A 17,171-nucleotide genomic window follows, 5' to 3' on the forward strand; every position below is an offset into this window, starting at 1 on the left:
CCCCGAAGCGCTCGCGCGCTTCCCCCCAGGGGGCATGCCTGCGGACCGGAGGAGAAGCCCCCCCAAGCGCTCGCGCGCTTCCCCCAGGGGCATGCCTGCGGACCGGCAAAGCCGGCTCCGCGGCATCCCGATAGTGCGGCGCTCCAAGTTGGGGCGCCGGAATAATGGCAGTTGAATCTTGATCATAGGAGCACTGATGACCATCGCCCCTCTCGTCCGCCGGCTCGCGCTTGCCGCCGCCCTGGGCCTGCCCGGCCTGGCCGCTGCCCAGGCGCCCACGCCCGTGGAGGTCTGGAAGACGCCCACCTGCGGTTGCTGTGAAGACTGGGTCAAGCACATGCGCGACAACGGTTTCGCGGTGACCACGCATGATGTCTCGGACACCGGTCCCATCCGCCGCAACGCCGGCATGGCCGACCATGGCTCCTGCCATACGGCGGTCGTCGGCGGCTACGCCATCGAAGGCCATGTGCCGGCCAGCGACGTGCGCCGGCTGCTGCTGGAGAAACCCGACGCCGCCGGGCTGGCGGCGCCCGGCATGCCGCTGGGCTCGCCCGGCATGGATGGCCCGGAGTATGGCGGACGCAAGACGCCGCACGACGTGCTGCTGGTGGACAAGCGCGGCGGCTCGAAGGTGTTCCAGGCCTATCGATAGGACGGATCCATCATTGCCGGCCACGGACGGGACGGGCCGTGGCCGCCCGGGGACGCCCTTGCCGCGACGGCGGGATCCGCGCGTTGAAACAATTCACCCACAACGCGCCAGGGGGTTCTCCTTGCACCGCAGCAAAAATGCGCCACAATCAATCAAACGCATTCCCCACCCCTCCCCCAGGCAGTCATGGCACAAATCGTCCTGTTCGAGAACATCCACCCCAGCGCCCGAGCCGTCTTCGAGGCCGCTGGCTACACCGACATCGTCACGCACGCCGCGGCCCTGCCGCCGGCCGAGCTGCGCGGCGCCCTGAAGGGCGCGCAGGTGGCGGGCATCCGTTCTCGCACCCACCTGGACGCCGGCCTGCTGTCCGACAACCCCGACCTGCGCGTCGTGGGCTGCTTCTGCATCGGCACCAACCAGGTCGACCTGGACACGGCCATGCAGCGCGGCATCCCGGTGTTCAACGCCCCCTTCTCCAACACGCGCTCGGTCGCCGAGCTGGTATTGGGCGAGGCCATCCTGCTGCTGCGCCGCATTCCTGAAAAGAACGCCCGCGTGCATCTGGGGCATTGGGACAAGAGCGCGTCCGGCGCCTTCGAAACGCGCGGCAAGACGCTGGGCATCGTGGGCTATGGCAACATCGGCTCGCAGATCAGCACGCTGGCCGAAGGCCTGGGCATGCGCGTGGTGTTCCACGACGTGGAAGCCAAGCTGCCGCTGGGCAATGCGCGCGCCGCCGGCTCGCTCAACGAGCTGCTGGAGCAATCCGACGTGGTCACGCTGCACGTGCCGGGCGGCAAGTCCACCGAGAACATCATGAACGCCGAGACCATCGGCCGCATGCGTCGCGGGTCCATCCTGATCAACGCCTCGCGCGGCGCCGTGGTCGACATCGACGCGCTGCACCAGGCGCTGAAGTCCGGCCATCTGGCCGGCGCGGCGCTGGACGTGTTCCCCACCGAGCCCAAGGGTCCGGACGAACCGCTGGACAGCCCGCTGATCGGCCTGCCCAACGTGATCCTGACGCCGCACATCGGCGGCAGCACGCAGGAATCTCAGGAAAACATCGGCCGCGAGGTGGCCGAGAAGCTGGTGCGCTTCCTGCAGGCCGGCACCACCAAGGGCGCGGTCAACTTCCCCGAGCTGCCCTACCTGGAACGCGGCGAGGGCACGCGCATCCTGCACGTGCACCGCAATGCGCCGGGCGCGCTGGGCACGCTGGACAACCTGATGGCGCAGCACGGGCTGAACATCGTCAGCCAGACGCTGCAGACCAAGGGCCAGATCGGCTACGTGATCACCGACGTGGAAGGCCAGGTCGACGACATCGTGATGAGCACGCTGCGCCAGCACCCCATCACGGTCCGCTGCGACCGGCTGTAGTCCGCGCCAGCCGCAATGCAAGCGCCCCATCCGGGGCGCTTTTTTCTTGGCGGCCGGGATCAGGGTTCGGCGGCGGCCGCCAACAGGCATTCGGCGATCTTGCCGCGCATGCTGCCGGGCTCGAACGGCAGCCGCCCGATCAGGCCGATCTCGCGCTGGAACGCGGCCTCGCCCAGCGGCAGGAGACGCAGGCCCGTCATGTCCAGGCGGCGCAACCTTGGCAACAGCGCCACGCCCAGGCCGTGGCGCACCATGTTGGCGATGGCCTCGATCTCGTCCAGTTCCACGGCCTCGTGCACGCGGATGCGCTGCTTCTTCAGGAACAGATCCACCACGCGGCCGCCGAAGGAAGCGCGGTCGTAGCGGATGAAGGGCTGCGTGGCCAGCAGTTCGCGCCACGGCGCCTCGGGCATGGCGGCGGGCACGGCCAGCGCCACCGGCTCGGACAGCAGTGGCTGCCAGCCCAGTTCCGGCGGCAGCGCGAAAGGCGGACGGATCAATACGGCCAGATCGACCTCGCCGGCCTCCACCCGCCCCAGCAAGGACAGCGACACGCCCGGCACGATACGCACGCGCACGTCGGGATACTGGGCGCGGAACAGGCCCAGCGCGCGCACCAGCAGATCCTGCTGCACCGAAGCGATTGCGCCGATGCGCAGCGACCCGCTGACGTGTCCCGCGCCGCCGGCGCTGGCCATGCGCTCGGCCATGGCCACCAGCTCCTCGGCCTGCGGCAGCATCTCGCGCCCGTGGACGTTCAGCACGGCGGCGCGCGCGCCCCGGTCGAACAGCTCCACGCCCAGGTAGTCCTCCAGGCGACGGATCTGCGCGCTGACGGCGGACTGGGTCAGGCCCAGCTGGGCGCCGGCGCCGGTGAAGGTGCCGTCCCGCGCCACCGCGATGAAGGTCTTGAACTCTTTGATCACTATCAATATTCTTGATGCTAAGGCACAAAAAATATCGTTTTTCAATCGAAAAAACAATACCTAAACTAGCCCTGCATGCTAAGGCGCGAGCGCCGCGATGCCAGCCGGACCCTGCATCCGGCGGCCTCCCGGCAAGCCGCGCCAGCAGATTCCCCGACTACCCAGCCTCCCTGGAGACTACGCATGACCGCTCAGACCAACCTGCCGCCGTTCCACCTGGCCTTCCCGGTACGCGACCTGGAAGAAGCCCGCGCCTTCTACGGCGTCAAGCTCGGCTGTCCCGAGGGCCGCAGCTCGCCCGAATGGATCGACTTCAATTTCTACGGCCACCAGATCGTCGCCCACCTGGCGCCCAGCGAGTGCGGCCACAAGGCCACCAGCGCCGTGGATTCGCATAATGTGCCCGTGCGCCATTTCGGCGCCGTGCTTTCCATGGAACAATGGGAAGACATGGCCAAGCGCCTGACCGATGCCGACACCGAGTTCGTGATCGAACCGTACATCCGCTTCAAGGGCGAGGTCGGCGAACAAGCCACCATGTTCTTCCTCGACCCGTCGGGCAACGCACTGGAATTCAAGGCCTTCAAGAACCTGGATTCCCTGTTCGCCAAATAATCTCTCCAATCAGGTTTCGTGCCGTTGAACGCAATACCCGCACCACCTTCTCCGGCCGAAACCCCCTGGCGCATCGAACCGCAGGGCGACCGCAGCCTGATCATTTCGTTCGGCGACCAGATCGACGCCGCGATCGGCCGGGCCTGCCTGGCAACGGCGCGCATGTTGCGCGACGCGCGCCTGCCCGGCGTGACCGACGTGGTGCCGTCCTTCTGCACGGTGGCGATCCACTACCGCCCTGACGCCAGCGCCGGCAGGCCCTGCCATGGCGCGCTGGCCGAGCGCATCGGCCAGTTGCTGGCAGGCGGCATCCCGGAAGGCGAGCTGGGCGGCCGCGAGATCGACATCCCTGTCTGCTACGGCGGCGAGCACGGCCCCGACCTGGCCGAGGTCGCGGCAGCGGCCGGCCTGACGCCCGATGACATCATCCGGCTGCACAGCGAGCCGCGCAGCATGGTCTTCATGCTGGGCTTCGCCCCCGGCCACGCCTACCTGGGCGTACACGACGAACGCCTGAACATCCCGCGCCGGCCCTCGCCGCGCACCGCCGTGCCCATCGGCTCGGTGGCCGTGGCCAACCGCCAGACCGTCATCTATCCCAACCGCCTGCCCGGCGGCTGGAACATCATCGGCGCCACGCCGCTGGCCATGTTCGACCCGGCCCGCGAACCGGCCGCGCTGCTGCAGCCCGGCGACTCGGTGCGCTTCGTGCCCATCGCCGAGGACGAATTCCAACGCCTGCGCGAGGCCGGCGCATGAGCCTGACTGTGATCAAGCCCGGCATGCTGTCCAGCTTCCAGGACCGCGGCCGCGACGGCTACCAGCACCAGGGCATTCCCGCCGCCGGCGCCATGGACGAGCGCGCGCACCGGCTGGCCAATGCGCTGGCGGGCAACGAAGGCGACCGCGCCACCCTCGAAATCACGCTGACCGGGCCGACGCTGCGGTTTGACGCCGCCGCCTGTTTCGCGCTGGCCGGCGCCGACCTGGGCGCGCAGCTCAACGGCCAGGACCTCCCCATGCACCGGCCGCTGGTCGCCCGGCCCGGCGACACGCTGGCCTTCGGCGCCCGTCCCGCTTCGGGTGCGCGCGCCTACCTGGCCGTGCATGGCGGCTATGCGCTGCCGCTGGTGATGGGCAGCGAGACCACCTATCTGCGCAGCGGCTTCGGCGGCTTCCAGGGACGCGCCCTGGCCCGTGGCGACGTGCTGCCGCTGCACGCCCCGCTGGACGCCGGGCGCGACCTGGCGGCGCTGCAGGAAGCGCTGTGGCAGATCCGCGTCTACCTGCCCGCCACGCTGGCCGGCAAGCGGCGCGACACCATCCGCTTCCTGCCGGGCCGCCACTGGCATGAGTTTTCCGACGCTTCCCGCGCCGCCTTCGCCGGCCAGGCGTTCCGCATCAGTCCGCAGTCCGACCGCATGGGCTACCGGCTGCAGGGGCCCGCGCTGGCCATGGCGCAGCCGCGCCAGACGCTGTCGGAAGCGGCCTGCTTCGGCACCGTGCAGGTGCCATCCGGCGGCGAAGCCATCATCCTCATGGCCGACCGGCAGACCACCGGCGGCTATCCCAAGATCGCGCAGATCGCCTCGGTGGACCTGCCCGCGCTGGCGCAATCGCTGCCCGGCCAGGAGCTGCGTTTCCAGCAGATCGAGCTGGACGAGGCGCAGCGCCTGGACGTCGAGCGCGAACGCGCCTTCGCCCAGCTGCAGGACGCGCTGGCGCCGATGCGCGCGCTGCTCTGACACGATCGGCGCCCGCGGGCGCCGCCCCACTCCGAACCAGGAAAACCACTATGAATCCCAGCATCGACTTGAACTGTGACATGGGCGAAAGCTACGGCGCCTGGGTGATGGGCAACGACGCCGCCGTGCTGCGCTACGTCAGCTCAGCCAACATCGCCTGCGGTTTCCACGGCGGCGACCCCGCCACCATGCGCAAGACCGTGGCCGCCGCCCTGGCCCAGGGCGTGGCGCTGGGCGCGCATCCCGGCCTGCAGGATCTGTCCGGCTTCGGCCGCCGCGTCATCCCGACCAGTCCGCAGGAAGCCTACGACCTGGTGGTCTACCAGCTCGGCGCGCTGGCGGGCGTGGCCGCCTCGCAGGGCGCGCGCCTGCACCACGTGAAGGCGCACGGCGCGCTGTACAACATGGCGGCCAAGGACGAAGGCCTGTCGCGGGCCATCTGCCAGGCGGTCAAGGACGTGGACGGTACGCTGGTGCTGTACGGGCTGGCCGGCAGCCGGCTGGTGAGCGTGGCGCGCGAGATCGGCCTGGCCGCCGCCAACGAGGTCTTCGCCGACCGCAGCTACCAGGACGACGGCTCGCTCACGCCGCGCGGCAAGCCCGGCGCCATGATCGAGGACGTGGACCTGGCCGTGGCGCAGGTGGTGCGCATGGTGCGCGAAGGCAAGGTGCGCTCGGTGGACGGCAAGGACGTGGCGGTGCAGGCGGACACGCTCTGCATCCATGGCGACCAGCCCAACGCGCTGGTGTTCGCCAGCGGCATCCGGCAGGCGCTGGAAGACGCCGGCATCGAAGTGCGCGTGCCGCGCGCCTGAGCCGCCCGCGATCGGAACCCGCGGCGGGCAGGTCCGGCAAGTTCAGGGGCGGCGCAGAACCGGGTCAGGCCCGCCGCAGCCGCGGCGCCTGCTCCTCGGCATCCTGTTCCGAGGCATGGCGATAGGCCTGCAGGATCCCGGGCAGCACATCCTGCACATAGCCGCGCGTCAGCTCGGCCGCGCGCTCGAAATCACGCCCGTCCAGGGCCTCGATGATGCCCGAGGTATAGCCGTGGATGCCGCCCAGCTCCATGGACTGGCGCGCCAGCAGGTAGCGCAGCGGCTCGACCTGCTCGTACAGCTTGGCCAGCGTGCTGGCCAGCGGCGCGTTGCCGGTATGGCGGGCCCCGGCCAGATAGAACTCGCGCAGGCCGCCGATGTAGGCGCGCACGTCGCGCCGCGTCAGGGCGGCGGCGACGACCTCTTCGTAGTCGCGCAGTTCGGCCACCAGCGGCGCCAGATCGTCCATCTCGGCGACCTGGCGGATGCAATAGGCCTCCAGCTCGGCGCGCAGCAGATAAAGATGGCGTATCTGTGTTTCGGAATAGAGCGTTACCCGGAATCCCTTGCGCTGCACATGCGTCACCAGGCCGCTCAACTCCAGCAACCGCAATGCTTCCCGGATGGGGCTGCGGCTGGTGCCGAAACGCTGCTCCAGTTCCTGTTCCCGCAAGGGCTGCCCGGGCCTGATAGTGCCGTCCACTATCAGTTCACGAATCTGTTCCTGTAGGAAATACGGAATCGTGGCGGGCGCTTTGACGTCCAATCGGCTCCCCTTGTTACTGCGTGATGCGTGTGTGAGATGCGAGAAGATACTCGAAATTTATTGAAACACAAATAGGAAAATTGTTGCAGAGCATGGACACATTCAGGGGCGGATCAATCCCAATCGTCGCGATACACGAACTTGGGCATCTGCCAATTGAAGCGCAACGCCAGCAGCCGCAGCGCCAATCCCACGGGCAAGGCGATCAGCACGGCGGCATTCGCGTTCAGCCCCAGCGCCTGCGCGCCCAGGTATAGCCCGCCCGTCACCACCGACACGCTGGCATAGAGTTCCTTGCGGAACAGCAGCGGCACTTCGTTGCACAGCACGTCGCGCAGCACCCCGCCGGCGCAGCCCGTGATCATGCCGCTGATAATCACCACCGTCACCGGCAACTGCATCAGCTGCGCCACCTGGCAGCCGATCACCGTGAACGCCACCAGGCCCAGCGCGTCGGCCAGCAGGAACAGGCTGCGCAGGCGCCGCATCACCGGGGCGATCAGCGCCGTCAGCAGCGCCGCCCCGGCGGTCATCCACAAGTATTCGGGATGGATCACCCAGGTCAGCGGATAGTGGCCCAGCAGCACGTCGCGCAGCGAACCGCCGCCCAGCGCGGTGACGCAGGCGATGATGCAGACCCCCATCCAGTCCATGTCGCGGCGGCCGGCGGACAGCGCCGCCGTCATGGCTTCCGCCACGATGGCCACCAGGTACAGCGTGTGCAGCAGGACGGGCGAAATATCGGAAAACATGGAACGGGCCGGGAAAATCGAGGCTCCCATTGTATTGAGCCGGCGCGCCGGCCGGGATCCGGATCGCGCCGCGCGGATCCGCCGGCGCCGGCCAGGCGTTGACGTGGGTCAAGCCCCGACGGGGCGGACGGCGGGACAATGAAGGCGTGCCCGCGAGGGCGGCACAGGCTGGACCGCGGATGCGGGATCCGCTGCCCCGGCCCCAATACGGGAGAAAACCTATGTCCAAGCAAACCGGCCCCATTCTTCTGGCCACGGACCTGAGCGCGCGGGGCGACCGCGCACTGGACCGGGCGCTGCAGCTGGCCAAGGAACGCGGCACCCAGCTGATCGTGCTGCACGTCATGGAGTCGCACGGCGGCACCGCCAGGCTGACCACTCCCGTCTGGCGGCGCCAGTCGGCCGATCACAAGGCGCTGGCCGAACGCGAACTGGCCGAGGACCTGGCGGCTTCAGGCGTCTCCACCGAAGTGGTGGTGGTCTCGGGCGACCCGCTGGTCCGCATCCTGGAAACCGCCGATGCCTATGGCTGCTCGCTGATCGTCACCGGCACGGCGCGCGACGAGACCCTGGGCCGGCTGCTGCTGGGCAACACGGTCGAGAAGCTGGCGCGCCAGGCCCGCCAGCCCGTGCTGGTCGTCAAGAACCGTCCGCGCCGTCCCTACCGCGATGTGCTGGTGGCCACCGATTTCTCGGCCGGTTCACGCCAGGCGCTGCGCGCCGCGCTGTATCTGGTGCCCGAAGCGGACCTGACGCTGTTCCATGCCTACGACGTGCCCTTCCAGGGCAAGAACGTGCCTGACGAAGCCGTGACGCGCAATTTCTACAAGGCGGCGGAACAGAATTCCAGGGAATTCCTGGCCGAAACGCCCGAACTGGCCGAGCGCGCCAGGCCCAAGGTGGTGCTCGAATGCGGCCAGCCGGAAACGGTGCTGTCGGAGTATTCGTTCAATCACCGGTCCGACCTGGTGGTCACCGGCACGCACGGCCGCACCGGCATCCTGCGCACCGCCATCGGCAGCGTGGCCGAACGGCTGCTGGAGTCGCTGCCCAGCGATGTGCTGATCGTGCGCCTGGCCGCCGGGGAATAAGTCCCTCGCCGGCGACAGCCCGATCAGAGGCTGTCGCCGTCCCTGACCATGTCCTCGATGCGATCGCGCAGCAGGTGCAGCAGCACCAGGCCGGGCACGGCGATCAGCACGGTGATCAGGAAGAAGCCCGGCCAGCCGAACAGCTCGACCAGCGGCGGCGTGAGCGGTCCGGCCAGATAGGTGCGCCCCACCGCCGACAAGGCCGACAACAGCGCGAACTGCGTGGCCGAGAAGCGCTGGCGGCACAGCGCCATCAGCAGGCCCACGAAGGCGGCGGTGCCCAGCCCGCCGCACAGGTTCTCCAGGCCCACGCCGGCGGCCATGAGCCACAGGCTGCGCGGGCTGACGGCGATCAGCCAGTACGCCAGGTTCGACACGGCCTGCATCAGGCCGAAGACCATCAGCGAGCGGTACAGCGTCCAGCGCGCCATCAGCATGCCGCCGGCCAGCGCGCCCACCACCGTGGCGGCGATGCCCATGATCTTGTTGACGGTGCCGACCTCGGTCGGCGAATAGCCCACGCCGCGCAGCAGGAAGGTGGTGGACAGCGCGCCGGCGAACGCGTCGCCCAGCTTGTACAGCACGATCAGCAGCAGCACGGCCAGCGCGCCGCGCCGCGTGAAGAACTCGCGCAGCGGCTCGGCCACCGCCTGGCGCAGGCTGCGCGGCGGCGGCGCCAGCACCTCGGGCTCGGGCGCCCACAAGGTGGCCAGCGCGCAGGCCAGCATCAATGCGCCCATCAGCATGTAGGTATAGCCCCAGCCCAGCCACTGGTCCGCCAGGATCAGCGCCAGCCCGCCGGACACGATCATGGCCAGCCGGTAGCCCATGACCTTGATGGCCGCGCCCGCGCCGCGCTCGTCCTTGCGCAGCACGTCGGTGCAATAGGCGTCGAAGGCGATGTCCTGGGTGGCCGACAGAAAGGCCACGGTCACGGCCAGCAGGGCCAGCGGCAGCAGCGCCGACGACGGCGACAGCAGGCCCATGGCCATGATGCCCAGCGCCAGCAGCACCTGCGTCAGCAGCATCCAGCCGCGCCGGCGGCCCAGCAACGGCGGGGCATAGCGGTCCACCAGGGGTGCCCAGAGGAATTTGAGGGTATAGGCGGTGCCGATCAGGGTCAGGAAGCCGATCTGCTGCAGCGGCACGTTCTCCACCGTGGCCCAGGCCTGCAGGGTGCCGCTGGTCAGCGCCAGCGGCAGCCCGCTGGCAAAGCCCAGCACCAGCAGGGGCGTGACTCGGGGGCTGGCGTAGACGTTGGCTGCGGCGGTAATGGCAATCTCCTGGAACTGGCCGCGCCGCGCGCCGTGCATGGACAACAGGCACGCGCTCTCGGCGTGCCGCAATTGTAGGACGTGGCGGGCAGCGGCGTCAGTCGGATCCGTCAGTAACGGATCCGCCGCCGGATGTTCCGTGCGGCAAGGACATGCGCCAGGGAAAACCGGCTTGCTTCGCCGCGCCCTAGTGTGCTGTCCCGCAGATACGCCCGCACGAAATCCACCCCTAGCCGGCCGCGAAGCGGTAGACCGCCAGCGTGCTGCGCCAGCTGGGCATCAGCTTCACCTCGCGCGCCTCGTTGAAGGTGGCGCGCTCCAGGATGCGCAGGCCCAGCTCGCCGGCCAGCTGCTCGAAATCGCGCAGCGTGCACAGGTGGATGTTGGGCGTGTTGTACCACTGGTAAGGCATCTGCCCCGTCACCGGCATGCGGCCGCGCAGGATGGCCCAGCCATGCGGCCAGTAGCCGAAGTTGGGAAACGAGACCACGCCATGCCGCGCCACCCGCGCCATCTCGCGCAGGATGTGCTCGGTGCGGTGCATGGACTGCAGCGTCTGCGACAGCACCACGGTGTCGAACTGCTTGTCATCGAACAGCGCCAGCCCGTCTTCCAGGTTCTGCTGGATCACTTCCACGCCGCGCCGCACGCAGGAGATCACGCAGGTGTCGTCCAGCTCGACGCCGGCGCCGCGCACCTGGCGGTGGTCGCGCAGGTGCGCCAGCAGCGCGCCGTCGCCGCAACCCAGGTCCAGCACGCGGCTGCCCGGCTCAATCCAGCTGGCGATGCGGGCCAGGTCGGGCCGCAGCGCGTCGGCGGCATAGCGCGGGATGGCGGTCGTCATGCGGAAGGTCCTTGGTTCTGCGCGGCGGCGTCCAGCTTCAGATCGCGGGCGATGCGCTCGTAATAGCCGCGCACCACCGCGTGATAGCGGGCGTCTTCCAGCAGAAAGGCGTCGTGCCCGTGCGGCGCGTCGATCTCGGCGTAGGTGACCGGGTTGCCGTTCTTGAGCAGGGCGCGCACGATCTCGCGCGAACGCTCCGGCGGAAAGCGCCAGTCGGTAGTGAATGAGACCAGCAGGAAATTGGCCTGCGCCGGCGCCAGCGCGCGCGCCAGGTCGCCGCCGGTGGCGCGTGCCGGATCGAAGTAATCCAGCGCGCGCGTGATCAGCAGGTAGGTGTTGGCGTCGAAATAGCGGGTGAACTTCTCGCCCTGGTAGCGCAGGTACGACTCCACCTCGAACTCGACGTCGTAGCCGTAGTGATAGGCGCCGTTCTCGCCCGGCGCGCGCTGGGCGCGACCGAATTTCTCGGCCATGTCGTCGTCGGACAGATAGGTGATGTGGCCGATCATGCGCGCCACCGACAGGCCGCGGCGCGGCACGGTGTCCTGCGCGTAGTAGTCGCCGCCGTGGAAGTCGGGGTCGGTGATGATGGCGCGGCGCGCCACATCGTTGAAGCCGATGTTCTGTGCCGACAGGCGCGGCGTGCTGGCAATCACCAGGCAATTGGCCACGCGCTCGGGCAGCGTGATGGACCAGCTCAAAGCCTGCATGCCGCCCAGCGATCCGCCCATGACGGCGGCGAAGCGCTCGATGCCGAAGTGGTCGGCCACGCGCGCCTGCGCCTGCACCCAGTCCTCCACGGTCAGCACCGGAAAGGCCGCGCCCCAGGGCTTGTCCGTGGCCGGATTGATGCTGGCCGGGCCGGTCGAGCCGAAGCAGGAGCCCAGGTTGTTGACGCCGATCACGAAGAACACATTGGTGTCCACCGGCTTGCCGGGGCCGACCATGTTGTCCCACCAGCCGACATCGCTGGGCGTGTCCGCCGCCTGTCCCGCCACATGGTGCGAGGCGTTCAGCGCATGACAGATCAGCACCGCGTTGCTGCGCTCGGCATTGAGCGTGCCGTAGGTCTCGACCGCCAGCTCATAGGCGGCCAGCGACTGTCCGCTGGCCAGGGGCAGCGGTTCGTCGAAACGAAGGAAGACAGGAGAAACGAGGCCGACGGAGCCGGGATCAACGGCGTCGGATCGCGTAAGGGTAGCGGGCGCGAACCCGCTGGCCGAATCACCGGCCGGATTCTGGGCAGGAGTGGTCATACAGACCTCTTTAGCTGGATTTATTGGAAGGCGCCCGCAAGCGGATCAGGCAAATCGGCGCCGAATTAGATAATGCCGGAGCATTCTAGCACTGCTTGCCAGCGGCTTTGAAGCCGCTGCGCGGCACTTCCCCGAGGCACCAACGCATCCATCCCACAGATGCATTCTCATCGCGGGCACACGATCCGACCCCAGCCAGCTGGCCTCCCGACAGAAGAAACGCGCCTCATCGCGGCACGCCCTCCCAAATCCAGGCCGCACGGATCCGGCTCCGCCGGTCCGTAGCGGCGCCCCCTGGGGGGAAGCGCCGCAGGCGCTGCGGGGGGGACCTACCCCCAGGGTTGATTGCCCAGATACTCGTATGCCGCCGTGTTCACGCGCGAAATCCGCCACTCGACCGGCTGCCGGTTGTACGAATACGCCACGCGCCGGATCTCCAGCAGCGGCTCGCCTTCCTGCACGCCCAGCCAGCGCGCCTGGGCGCGGTCCGCCAGGCCCGCGCGCAGCCGTTCGTCGGTGCCGATGACGTTCACCCCGAACACGTCCTGGTACAGCGCGTACAACGTGCTGGGCCGTTCGCGCAGGTGCGCTTCCGTCAGGCCGGGAAAGCGCGATTCGGGCAGGCAGATCTCGTCCGTCATCACCACGTCGCCGTTGAGCGACAGCAGGTTCACGAACTCGAACACCTGCGCGCCGGCCGGCAGCTCCAGCTTTTCGCGCGCGGCTGCCGAGGCGCGCACGCGCCGGAAACGCAGCAGCTCGGTGACCGGATAGCTCTTGTGCCCGTCCTGCCGCAGGATGCGGAAGAACTTGAAGAAATGATGGTTGCGCGTATGCGCGGCCACATAGGTGCCGCGCCCCTGGTGGCGCACCAGGATGTTCTCGGCGGCCAGTTCGTCGATGGCCTTGCGCAGCGTGCCGATCGACACGCCGAAGCGCTCGGCCAGGAGTTTTTCCGGAGGGATGGCGTCGCCCTGCTTCCATTCGCCCTGCGCCAGCGCGGCCAGCACGGCTTGCTTGACCTGCTCGTACAAGGGACTGCCCAAAGACTCAGTCGCAGACAGGCTGGTGTTCATGGATGCGTCGCAATGATCAAGGAGCCGACAGTGTAGCGGCGGCGAAACCCGGCGCTCAAGTGCGGCCTCTTTACTCATACAATTCATATATATGATTTAGTTGACATGAGAAAAGCGCGGCCATAAGATTTGTCCGACGTTGTTATCCGCGCCCCAGGCGGCAGCGCCCGCGGCGCCCGACACCAGGAGAGCAAGACCATGATTCACGCCGTATTGCACGATGCGAAGGACACCGTGGCGGTCGCCGTGGTGGAAGGCCTGACGGCCGGAACCGAACTCAGCGCCTGGATCATGGACGAGGACAGGATCGTCCATGTGCGCGCCTCGCAGGACATCCCCATCGGCCACAAGGTCGCCATGAAGGACATGGCCGTGGGCGACACGGTCTACAAGTACGGCGTGGACATCGGCCGCGTGATCGCGCCGATCCAGGCCGGCCAGCACGCCCACGTGCACAACATCAAGACCAAGCGCTGGTAGCCCGCAGCCCCCGCCCACGCACAGAGGAATCCGCCATGTCCCTCATCACCGCTTCCACCACCTTCCAGGGCTATCGCCGCGACAACGGCCGCGTCGGCGTGCGCAACCACGTCATCGTGCTGCCCGTGGACGACATCTCCAACGCCGCGGCCGAGGCCGTCGCCAACAACATCAAGGGCACGCTGGCCCTGCCCCACCCCTACGGCCGGCTGCAATTCGGCGAAGACCTGGAGCTGCATTTCCGCACGCTGATCGGCACCGGCTGCAATCCCAACGTCGCGGCCGTCGTGGTCATCGGCATCGAGGAAGGCTGGACCCGCCGCGTGGTCGACGGCATCGCCGCCACCGGCAAGCCCGTGGCCGGCTTCAGCATCGAACTGCACGGCGACCACGACACCATCATGCGGGCCTCGCGCCAGGCCAAGGAATACGTGCACTACGCGACCTCGCTGTCGCGCAGCGAGTGCCCCATCGCCGATCTCTGGGTCTCGACCAAATGCGGCGAGTCCGACACCACCTCGGGCTGCGGCGCCAACCCCACCGTGGGCAACGCCTTCGACAAGCTCTACGCGCTGGGCTCCACGCTGGTGTTCGGCGAGACCTCAGAGCTGACCGGCGGCGAGCACATCGTGGCCGAACGCTGCGCCAACGACGCGGTGCGCGAGCGCTTCATGTTCATGTTCAACCGCTACCAGACCATGATCGATCGCTGGAAGACCAGCGACCTGTCCGAATCGCAGCCCACCAAGGGCAACATCGCCGGCGGCCTGACCACCATCGAGGAAAAGGCGCTGGGCAACATCCAGAAGATCGGCAAGCGCTGCCGCGTCGACGGCGTGCTGGACAAGGCCGAGATCCCGGACGGTCCCGGGCTGTGGTTCATGGACTCGTCCTCGGCCGCGGCCGAGATGGTGACGCTCTGCGCGGCCTCGGGCTATGCCGTGCACTTCTTCCCCACCGGACAGGGCAACGTGATCGGCAACCCGATCCTGCCGGTCATCAAGATCTGCGCCAACCCGCGCACGGTGCGCACCATGTCCGAACACATCGACGTGGACACCAGCGGGCTGCTGCAACGCGAGATCGACCTGGACCAGGCCGGCGACCAGCTGCTGGCCTGCATGCTGGCCACGGCCAATGGCCGCTGGACGGCGGCCGAGGCGCTGGGCCATCGCGAGTTCGTCCTGACCCGCATCTTCGAAAGCGCCTGAACCCGGCGCCGCGCGCGGCCCGGCGATAGAAAAAGGGCCACGCCGCTTTCCCTTCCCGCGCCGGCACCCGCCGGCGCGGCGGCATCACGCAGCATCGCAACATCCACGCATCCAGAACCGCAGCCCTGAGCGCAGGCCGCCAGGCGGGCCGCGCGTCCCATCGGGGCGCATCCCAGGAGGAAGACAGATGAACCGCGAGCAGCAGCCCCCCATGAACCCATCCCGGCGCCGCGTGCTGGCCGCCATCGGCGCGGCCGGTCTCGGCGCGTCCGGCCTGCTGTTGCCGGGCGGGCAGGCCCTGGCGCAGAAGCCCTGGCCCGAACGACCCATCAACTACATCGTGCCCTTTCCGCCGGGCGGCCTGACGGACGTGGCCGCGCGCCAGGTCGGCAAGGCGCTGGGCGACGCCGAGCGCTGGAACGTGGTGGTGGAAAACAAGCCTGGCGGCGCCGCCAACATCGGCGCGGCCCACGTATCGCACGCCGCGCCCGACGGCCATACCTGGCTGGCGATCACGCTGTCACACGCGGCCAACGCCACGCTCTTCGCCGGCCGCGCCGGCTACGACCTGATCCGCGACCTGACCCCGCTGGCCGGCCTGGCCTCGTCGCCCATCATGGTGGTGGTCAATACCAAGAGCAACATCCGCAGCATGGAAGACCTGGCGCGCGCGGCCCGCGCCAAACAGCTGTCGGCGGGCTCCAGCGGCAATGGCACGCCGCCGCACCTGACGCTGGCGCTGTACCAGAAGCTGACCGGCACGGCGCTGATGCACGTGCCCTACAAGGGCGGCGCTCCCTCGCTCACCGACCTGATCGGCGGGCACCTGGACGTGGTGTTTTCCAACTACCCGGAATCGCTGCCGCACGTGAAGGGCGGCGCGCTGCGGGCGCTGGCCATCACCACACGCGAGCGCACGGCCGACCTGCCCGAGGTGCCCACCGTGGCGCAGGCCGGCCTGCCGGATCTCATCGTCGAGAACTTCACCGGCGTGCTGGCGCCGGCCGGCACGCCGCCAGCCTTGGTGAACCGCATCGGCGAAGCCATCGTCCGGCAAATGTCGCAGCCCGCTTTGCAACAGTCGCTGGCGCAACTGGGCTTCGTGCCGCAGCCGCGCGGGCCGGAGGCCTTCGGCGCCTACCTGAAAGCGGAAGTCGAGCGCTGGGCCCGCATCATCCGCGACGCCAACATCCAGATCGCCTGATCCCGCCGGAGAACCGCCATGCGCATCGTCATATCGGAATTCATGGACGCCCCCGCCGTCGATGCGCTGCGCGCGCGCTTCGACGTGCGCTACGAGCCGGAGCTGGTGGACCGCCGCAACGGACTGCTGCAGGCCATGGCGGAAGCGGACGCGCTCATCGTGCGCAACCGCAGCCAGGTGGACGCCGCCCTGCTCGCCAGCGCGCCCCGGCTGCGGGCGGTGGGCCGGCTCGGCGTGGGCCTGGACAACATCGACCTGACCGCCTGTGCCGCGCGCGGCATCGCCGTGGTGCCAGCGACGGGCGCCAACGCCCGCGCCGTCGCCGAGTACGTGATCGGCACGCTGCTGGTCCTGCTGCGCGGCGCCTATGGCGCCAGCGCGGCGGTGGCCGACGGGCAGTGGCCGCGCGCCGCGCTGTCCGACGGGCTGGAAGCGCATGGCCGCACGCTGGGCGTGGTGGGCTTCGGCGGCATCGGCCGCCTGGTCGCGACGCTGGCGCGCGGCCTGGGCATGCGCGTCGTCGGCCATGACGCGGCGCTGCCGGCCGGCCATCCGGCCTGGGGCGAATGCGGCGTGGAATCGTGCTCGCTGGACGCCCTGCTGGAACGCGCCGACGCGGTCAGCCTGCACCTGCCGCTGACCCCGGACACGCGGCGCCTCTTCGACGCCGCGCGCATCGGCCGCATGCGCGCGGGCGCGGTGCTGATCAATACCTCGCGCGGCGGCATCGTCGACGAGCCCGCCCTGGCCGAGGCCCTGCGCGCCGGCCGGCTGCGCGGCGCGGCGCTGGACGTGTTCGAGGCCGAGCCGCTGCCTTCCGGCGGCCCGCTGGCCGGCCTGCTGGCCGACATCCGGCAGGGCAGGCTGAGCGCCCCGCCCGGCCTGATCCTGACGCCCCATATCGCCGGACTGACGCGCGAAGCCAACGCCCGCGTTTCCGACATGGTGGCGTCCGGTGTGACAATAGCCCTTACCGGCGGCGACCGATGAACGATTCCGGCGCGCCCACTGACGAGAAGGATATGGCTCACATCCATCTGGACGAACTGCAACACCAGGCGGCGGCCGGCCTGGC

The 17,171-nt window shown here is 69.0% G+C and carries 18 protein-coding genes and 1 riboswitch; of the genes, 11 read left to right on the forward strand and 7 right to left on the reverse strand.

Annotated elements, in window-relative coordinates; all coding sequences use genetic code 11:
* Window positions 1-196: 196 nt before the first annotated feature.
* The gene (locus KDH83_RS22005; RefSeq protein WP_212319825.1) at window positions 197-655 is read left to right on the forward strand and encodes a DUF411 domain-containing protein; all 459 of its coding nucleotides are present in this window, start codon (window positions 197-199) and stop codon (window positions 653-655) included.
* 186 nt (window positions 656-841) lie between these two features.
* Window positions 842-2,041 (forward strand): phosphoglycerate dehydrogenase, encoded by a 1,200-nt coding sequence (gene serA / locus KDH83_RS22010; protein ID WP_212319827.1) that lies wholly within the window; start codon window positions 842-844, stop codon window positions 2,039-2,041.
* 59 nt (window positions 2,042-2,100) lie between these two features.
* Here the strand turns inward: serA and KDH83_RS22015 are convergent, their stop codons facing one another.
* The gene (locus KDH83_RS22015) at window positions 2,101-2,967 is read right to left on the reverse strand and encodes a LysR family transcriptional regulator (protein WP_212319828.1); all 867 of its coding nucleotides are present in this window, start codon (window positions 2,965-2,967) and stop codon (window positions 2,101-2,103) included.
* Window positions 2,968-3,150: 183 nt separating this feature from the next.
* Between KDH83_RS22015 and KDH83_RS22020 the strand changes: the two genes are divergently transcribed.
* The 4 genes from KDH83_RS22020 to KDH83_RS22035 are packed head-to-tail and all read left to right on the forward strand — an operon-like array spanning window position 3,151 to window position 6,142.
* Window positions 3,151-3,582, forward strand: coding sequence for a VOC family protein (locus tag KDH83_RS22020; protein WP_212319831.1), 432 nt, complete (start codon window positions 3,151-3,153; stop codon window positions 3,580-3,582).
* A gap of 24 nt (window positions 3,583-3,606) precedes the next feature.
* Entirely contained in the window at window positions 3,607-4,341 is a 735-nt protein-coding gene (pxpB, locus tag KDH83_RS22025; protein WP_212319833.1) for a 5-oxoprolinase subunit PxpB, read from the forward strand.
* A complete protein-coding gene (locus KDH83_RS22030; protein ID WP_212319835.1) occupies window positions 4,338-5,327 on the forward strand; it encodes a biotin-dependent carboxyltransferase family protein in 990 nt (329 codons plus the stop codon). The genes pxpB and KDH83_RS22030 overlap by 4 nt, the downstream gene beginning before the upstream one ends.
* Before the next feature lie 50 nt (window positions 5,328-5,377).
* Window positions 5,378-6,142 (forward strand): 5-oxoprolinase subunit PxpA, encoded by a 765-nt coding sequence (locus KDH83_RS22035; RefSeq protein ID WP_103272218.1) that lies wholly within the window; start codon window positions 5,378-5,380, stop codon window positions 6,140-6,142.
* A gap of 64 nt (window positions 6,143-6,206) precedes the next feature.
* Here KDH83_RS22035 and KDH83_RS22040 read toward each other — a convergent pair whose 3' ends face one another.
* Both KDH83_RS22040 and KDH83_RS22045 read right to left on the reverse strand, forming a co-directional pair.
* Window positions 6,207-6,908: a GntR family transcriptional regulator gene (locus tag KDH83_RS22040; protein ID WP_212319837.1), complete on the reverse strand. Its 702-nt coding sequence runs from the start codon at window positions 6,906-6,908 to the stop codon at window positions 6,207-6,209.
* 113 nt (window positions 6,909-7,021) lie between these two features.
* Window positions 7,022-7,660, reverse strand: coding sequence for a trimeric intracellular cation channel family protein (locus tag KDH83_RS22045; protein ID WP_212319839.1), 639 nt, complete (start codon window positions 7,658-7,660; stop codon window positions 7,022-7,024).
* Window positions 7,661-7,881: 221 nt separating this feature from the next.
* Here KDH83_RS22045 and KDH83_RS22050 point away from each other — a divergent pair, with 221 nt between their 5' ends.
* Complete coding sequence (locus KDH83_RS22050) at window positions 7,882-8,751, forward strand: universal stress protein (RefSeq protein ID WP_212319841.1); 870 nt, start codon at window positions 7,882-7,884, stop codon at window positions 8,749-8,751.
* A 23-nt stretch (window positions 8,752-8,774) separates the two neighbouring features.
* On the opposite strand, the gene KDH83_RS22055 is transcribed toward KDH83_RS22050, so the two are convergent.
* From KDH83_RS22055 to KDH83_RS22070, 4 genes are all read right to left on the reverse strand, one after another.
* On the reverse strand, window positions 8,775-10,064 hold the full coding sequence (locus KDH83_RS22055) for a muropeptide transporter (RefSeq protein ID WP_212319855.1): 1,290 nt from the start codon (window positions 10,062-10,064) through the stop codon (window positions 8,775-8,777).
* Between the two features lie 190 nt (window positions 10,065-10,254).
* Window positions 10,255-10,869, reverse strand: a complete 615-nt coding sequence (gene metW, locus KDH83_RS22060; RefSeq protein ID WP_212319843.1) for a methionine biosynthesis protein MetW — start codon at window positions 10,867-10,869, stop codon at window positions 10,255-10,257.
* On the reverse strand, window positions 10,866-12,125 hold the full coding sequence (locus KDH83_RS22065; RefSeq protein WP_212319845.1) for a homoserine O-acetyltransferase: 1,260 nt from the start codon (window positions 12,123-12,125) through the stop codon (window positions 10,866-10,868). Before KDH83_RS22065 ends, metW begins: the two co-directional genes overlap by 4 nt.
* Window positions 12,115-12,196, reverse strand: a riboswitch (SAM riboswitch). (Overlaps the previous gene by 11 nt.)
* Window positions 12,197-12,454: 258 nt before the next feature.
* Window positions 12,455-13,201: a GntR family transcriptional regulator gene (locus KDH83_RS22070; RefSeq protein WP_103272211.1), complete on the reverse strand. Its 747-nt coding sequence runs from the start codon at window positions 13,199-13,201 to the stop codon at window positions 12,455-12,457.
* 198 nt (window positions 13,202-13,399) lie between these two features.
* Between KDH83_RS22070 and KDH83_RS22075 the strand changes: the two genes are divergently transcribed.
* The 4 genes from KDH83_RS22075 (at window position 13,400) to KDH83_RS22090 (ending at window position 17,086) form a co-directional block, all read left to right on the forward strand.
* Window positions 13,400-13,681 (forward strand): UxaA family hydrolase, encoded by a 282-nt coding sequence (locus KDH83_RS22075; protein WP_212319847.1) that lies wholly within the window; start codon window positions 13,400-13,402, stop codon window positions 13,679-13,681.
* A 35-nt stretch (window positions 13,682-13,716) separates the two neighbouring features.
* Window positions 13,717-14,892 (forward strand): UxaA family hydrolase, encoded by a 1,176-nt coding sequence (locus KDH83_RS22080; RefSeq protein ID WP_212319849.1) that lies wholly within the window; start codon window positions 13,717-13,719, stop codon window positions 14,890-14,892.
* 187 nt (window positions 14,893-15,079) lie between these two features.
* Window positions 15,080-16,096 carry a tripartite tricarboxylate transporter substrate binding protein gene (locus KDH83_RS22085; RefSeq protein ID WP_212319851.1) on the forward strand — a complete coding sequence of 339 codons (1,017 nt, stop codon included), beginning with the start codon at window positions 15,080-15,082 and terminating at the stop codon, window positions 16,094-16,096.
* Between the two features lie 18 nt (window positions 16,097-16,114).
* On the forward strand, window positions 16,115-17,086 hold the full coding sequence (locus KDH83_RS22090; RefSeq protein WP_212319853.1) for a hydroxyacid dehydrogenase: 972 nt from the start codon (window positions 16,115-16,117) through the stop codon (window positions 17,084-17,086).
* The last annotated feature ends 85 nt before the right edge of the window (window positions 17,087-17,171 follow it).

The organism is Achromobacter sp. Marseille-Q0513, from assembly GCF_018195695.1.
GTDB lineage: Bacteria > Pseudomonadota > Gammaproteobacteria > Burkholderiales > Burkholderiaceae_B > Achromobacter.

Excerpts from the sequence above, each read along its gene's own strand:
- KDH83_RS22075 (WP_212319847.1), top strand. The coding sequence starts at position 13,400 with ATGATTCACGCCGTATTGCACGATGCGAAGGACACCGTGGCGGTCGCC.
- KDH83_RS22035 (WP_103272218.1), top strand. The coding sequence starts at position 5,378 with ATGAATCCCAGCATCGACTTGAACTGTGACATGGGCGAAAGCTACGGC.
- KDH83_RS22070 (WP_103272211.1), bottom strand. The coding sequence starts at position 13,201 with ATGAACACCAGCCTGTCTGCGACTGAGTCTTTGGGCAGTCCCTTGTAC.
- KDH83_RS22020 (WP_212319831.1), top strand. The coding sequence starts at position 3,151 with ATGACCGCTCAGACCAACCTGCCGCCGTTCCACCTGGCCTTCCCGGTA.
- KDH83_RS22005 (WP_212319825.1), top strand. The coding sequence starts at position 197 with ATGACCATCGCCCCTCTCGTCCGCCGGCTCGCGCTTGCCGCCGCCCTG.
- KDH83_RS22030 (WP_212319835.1), top strand. The coding sequence starts at position 4,338 with ATGAGCCTGACTGTGATCAAGCCCGGCATGCTGTCCAGCTTCCAGGAC.
- serA (WP_212319827.1), top strand. The coding sequence starts at position 842 with ATGGCACAAATCGTCCTGTTCGAGAACATCCACCCCAGCGCCCGAGCC.
- KDH83_RS22085 (WP_212319851.1), top strand. The coding sequence starts at position 15,080 with ATGAACCGCGAGCAGCAGCCCCCCATGAACCCATCCCGGCGCCGCGTG.
- KDH83_RS22065 (WP_212319845.1), bottom strand. The coding sequence starts at position 12,125 with ATGACCACTCCTGCCCAGAATCCGGCCGGTGATTCGGCCAGCGGGTTC.
- KDH83_RS22055 (WP_212319855.1), bottom strand. The coding sequence starts at position 10,064 with ATGCACGGCGCGCGGCGCGGCCAGTTCCAGGAGATTGCCATTACCGCC.
- metW (WP_212319843.1), bottom strand. The coding sequence starts at position 10,869 with ATGACGACCGCCATCCCGCGCTATGCCGCCGACGCGCTGCGGCCCGAC.
- KDH83_RS22080 (WP_212319849.1), top strand. The coding sequence starts at position 13,717 with ATGTCCCTCATCACCGCTTCCACCACCTTCCAGGGCTATCGCCGCGAC.
- KDH83_RS22090 (WP_212319853.1), top strand. The coding sequence starts at position 16,115 with ATGCGCATCGTCATATCGGAATTCATGGACGCCCCCGCCGTCGATGCG.
- KDH83_RS22050 (WP_212319841.1), top strand. The coding sequence starts at position 7,882 with ATGTCCAAGCAAACCGGCCCCATTCTTCTGGCCACGGACCTGAGCGCG.
- KDH83_RS22045 (WP_212319839.1), bottom strand. The coding sequence starts at position 7,660 with ATGTTTTCCGATATTTCGCCCGTCCTGCTGCACACGCTGTACCTGGTG.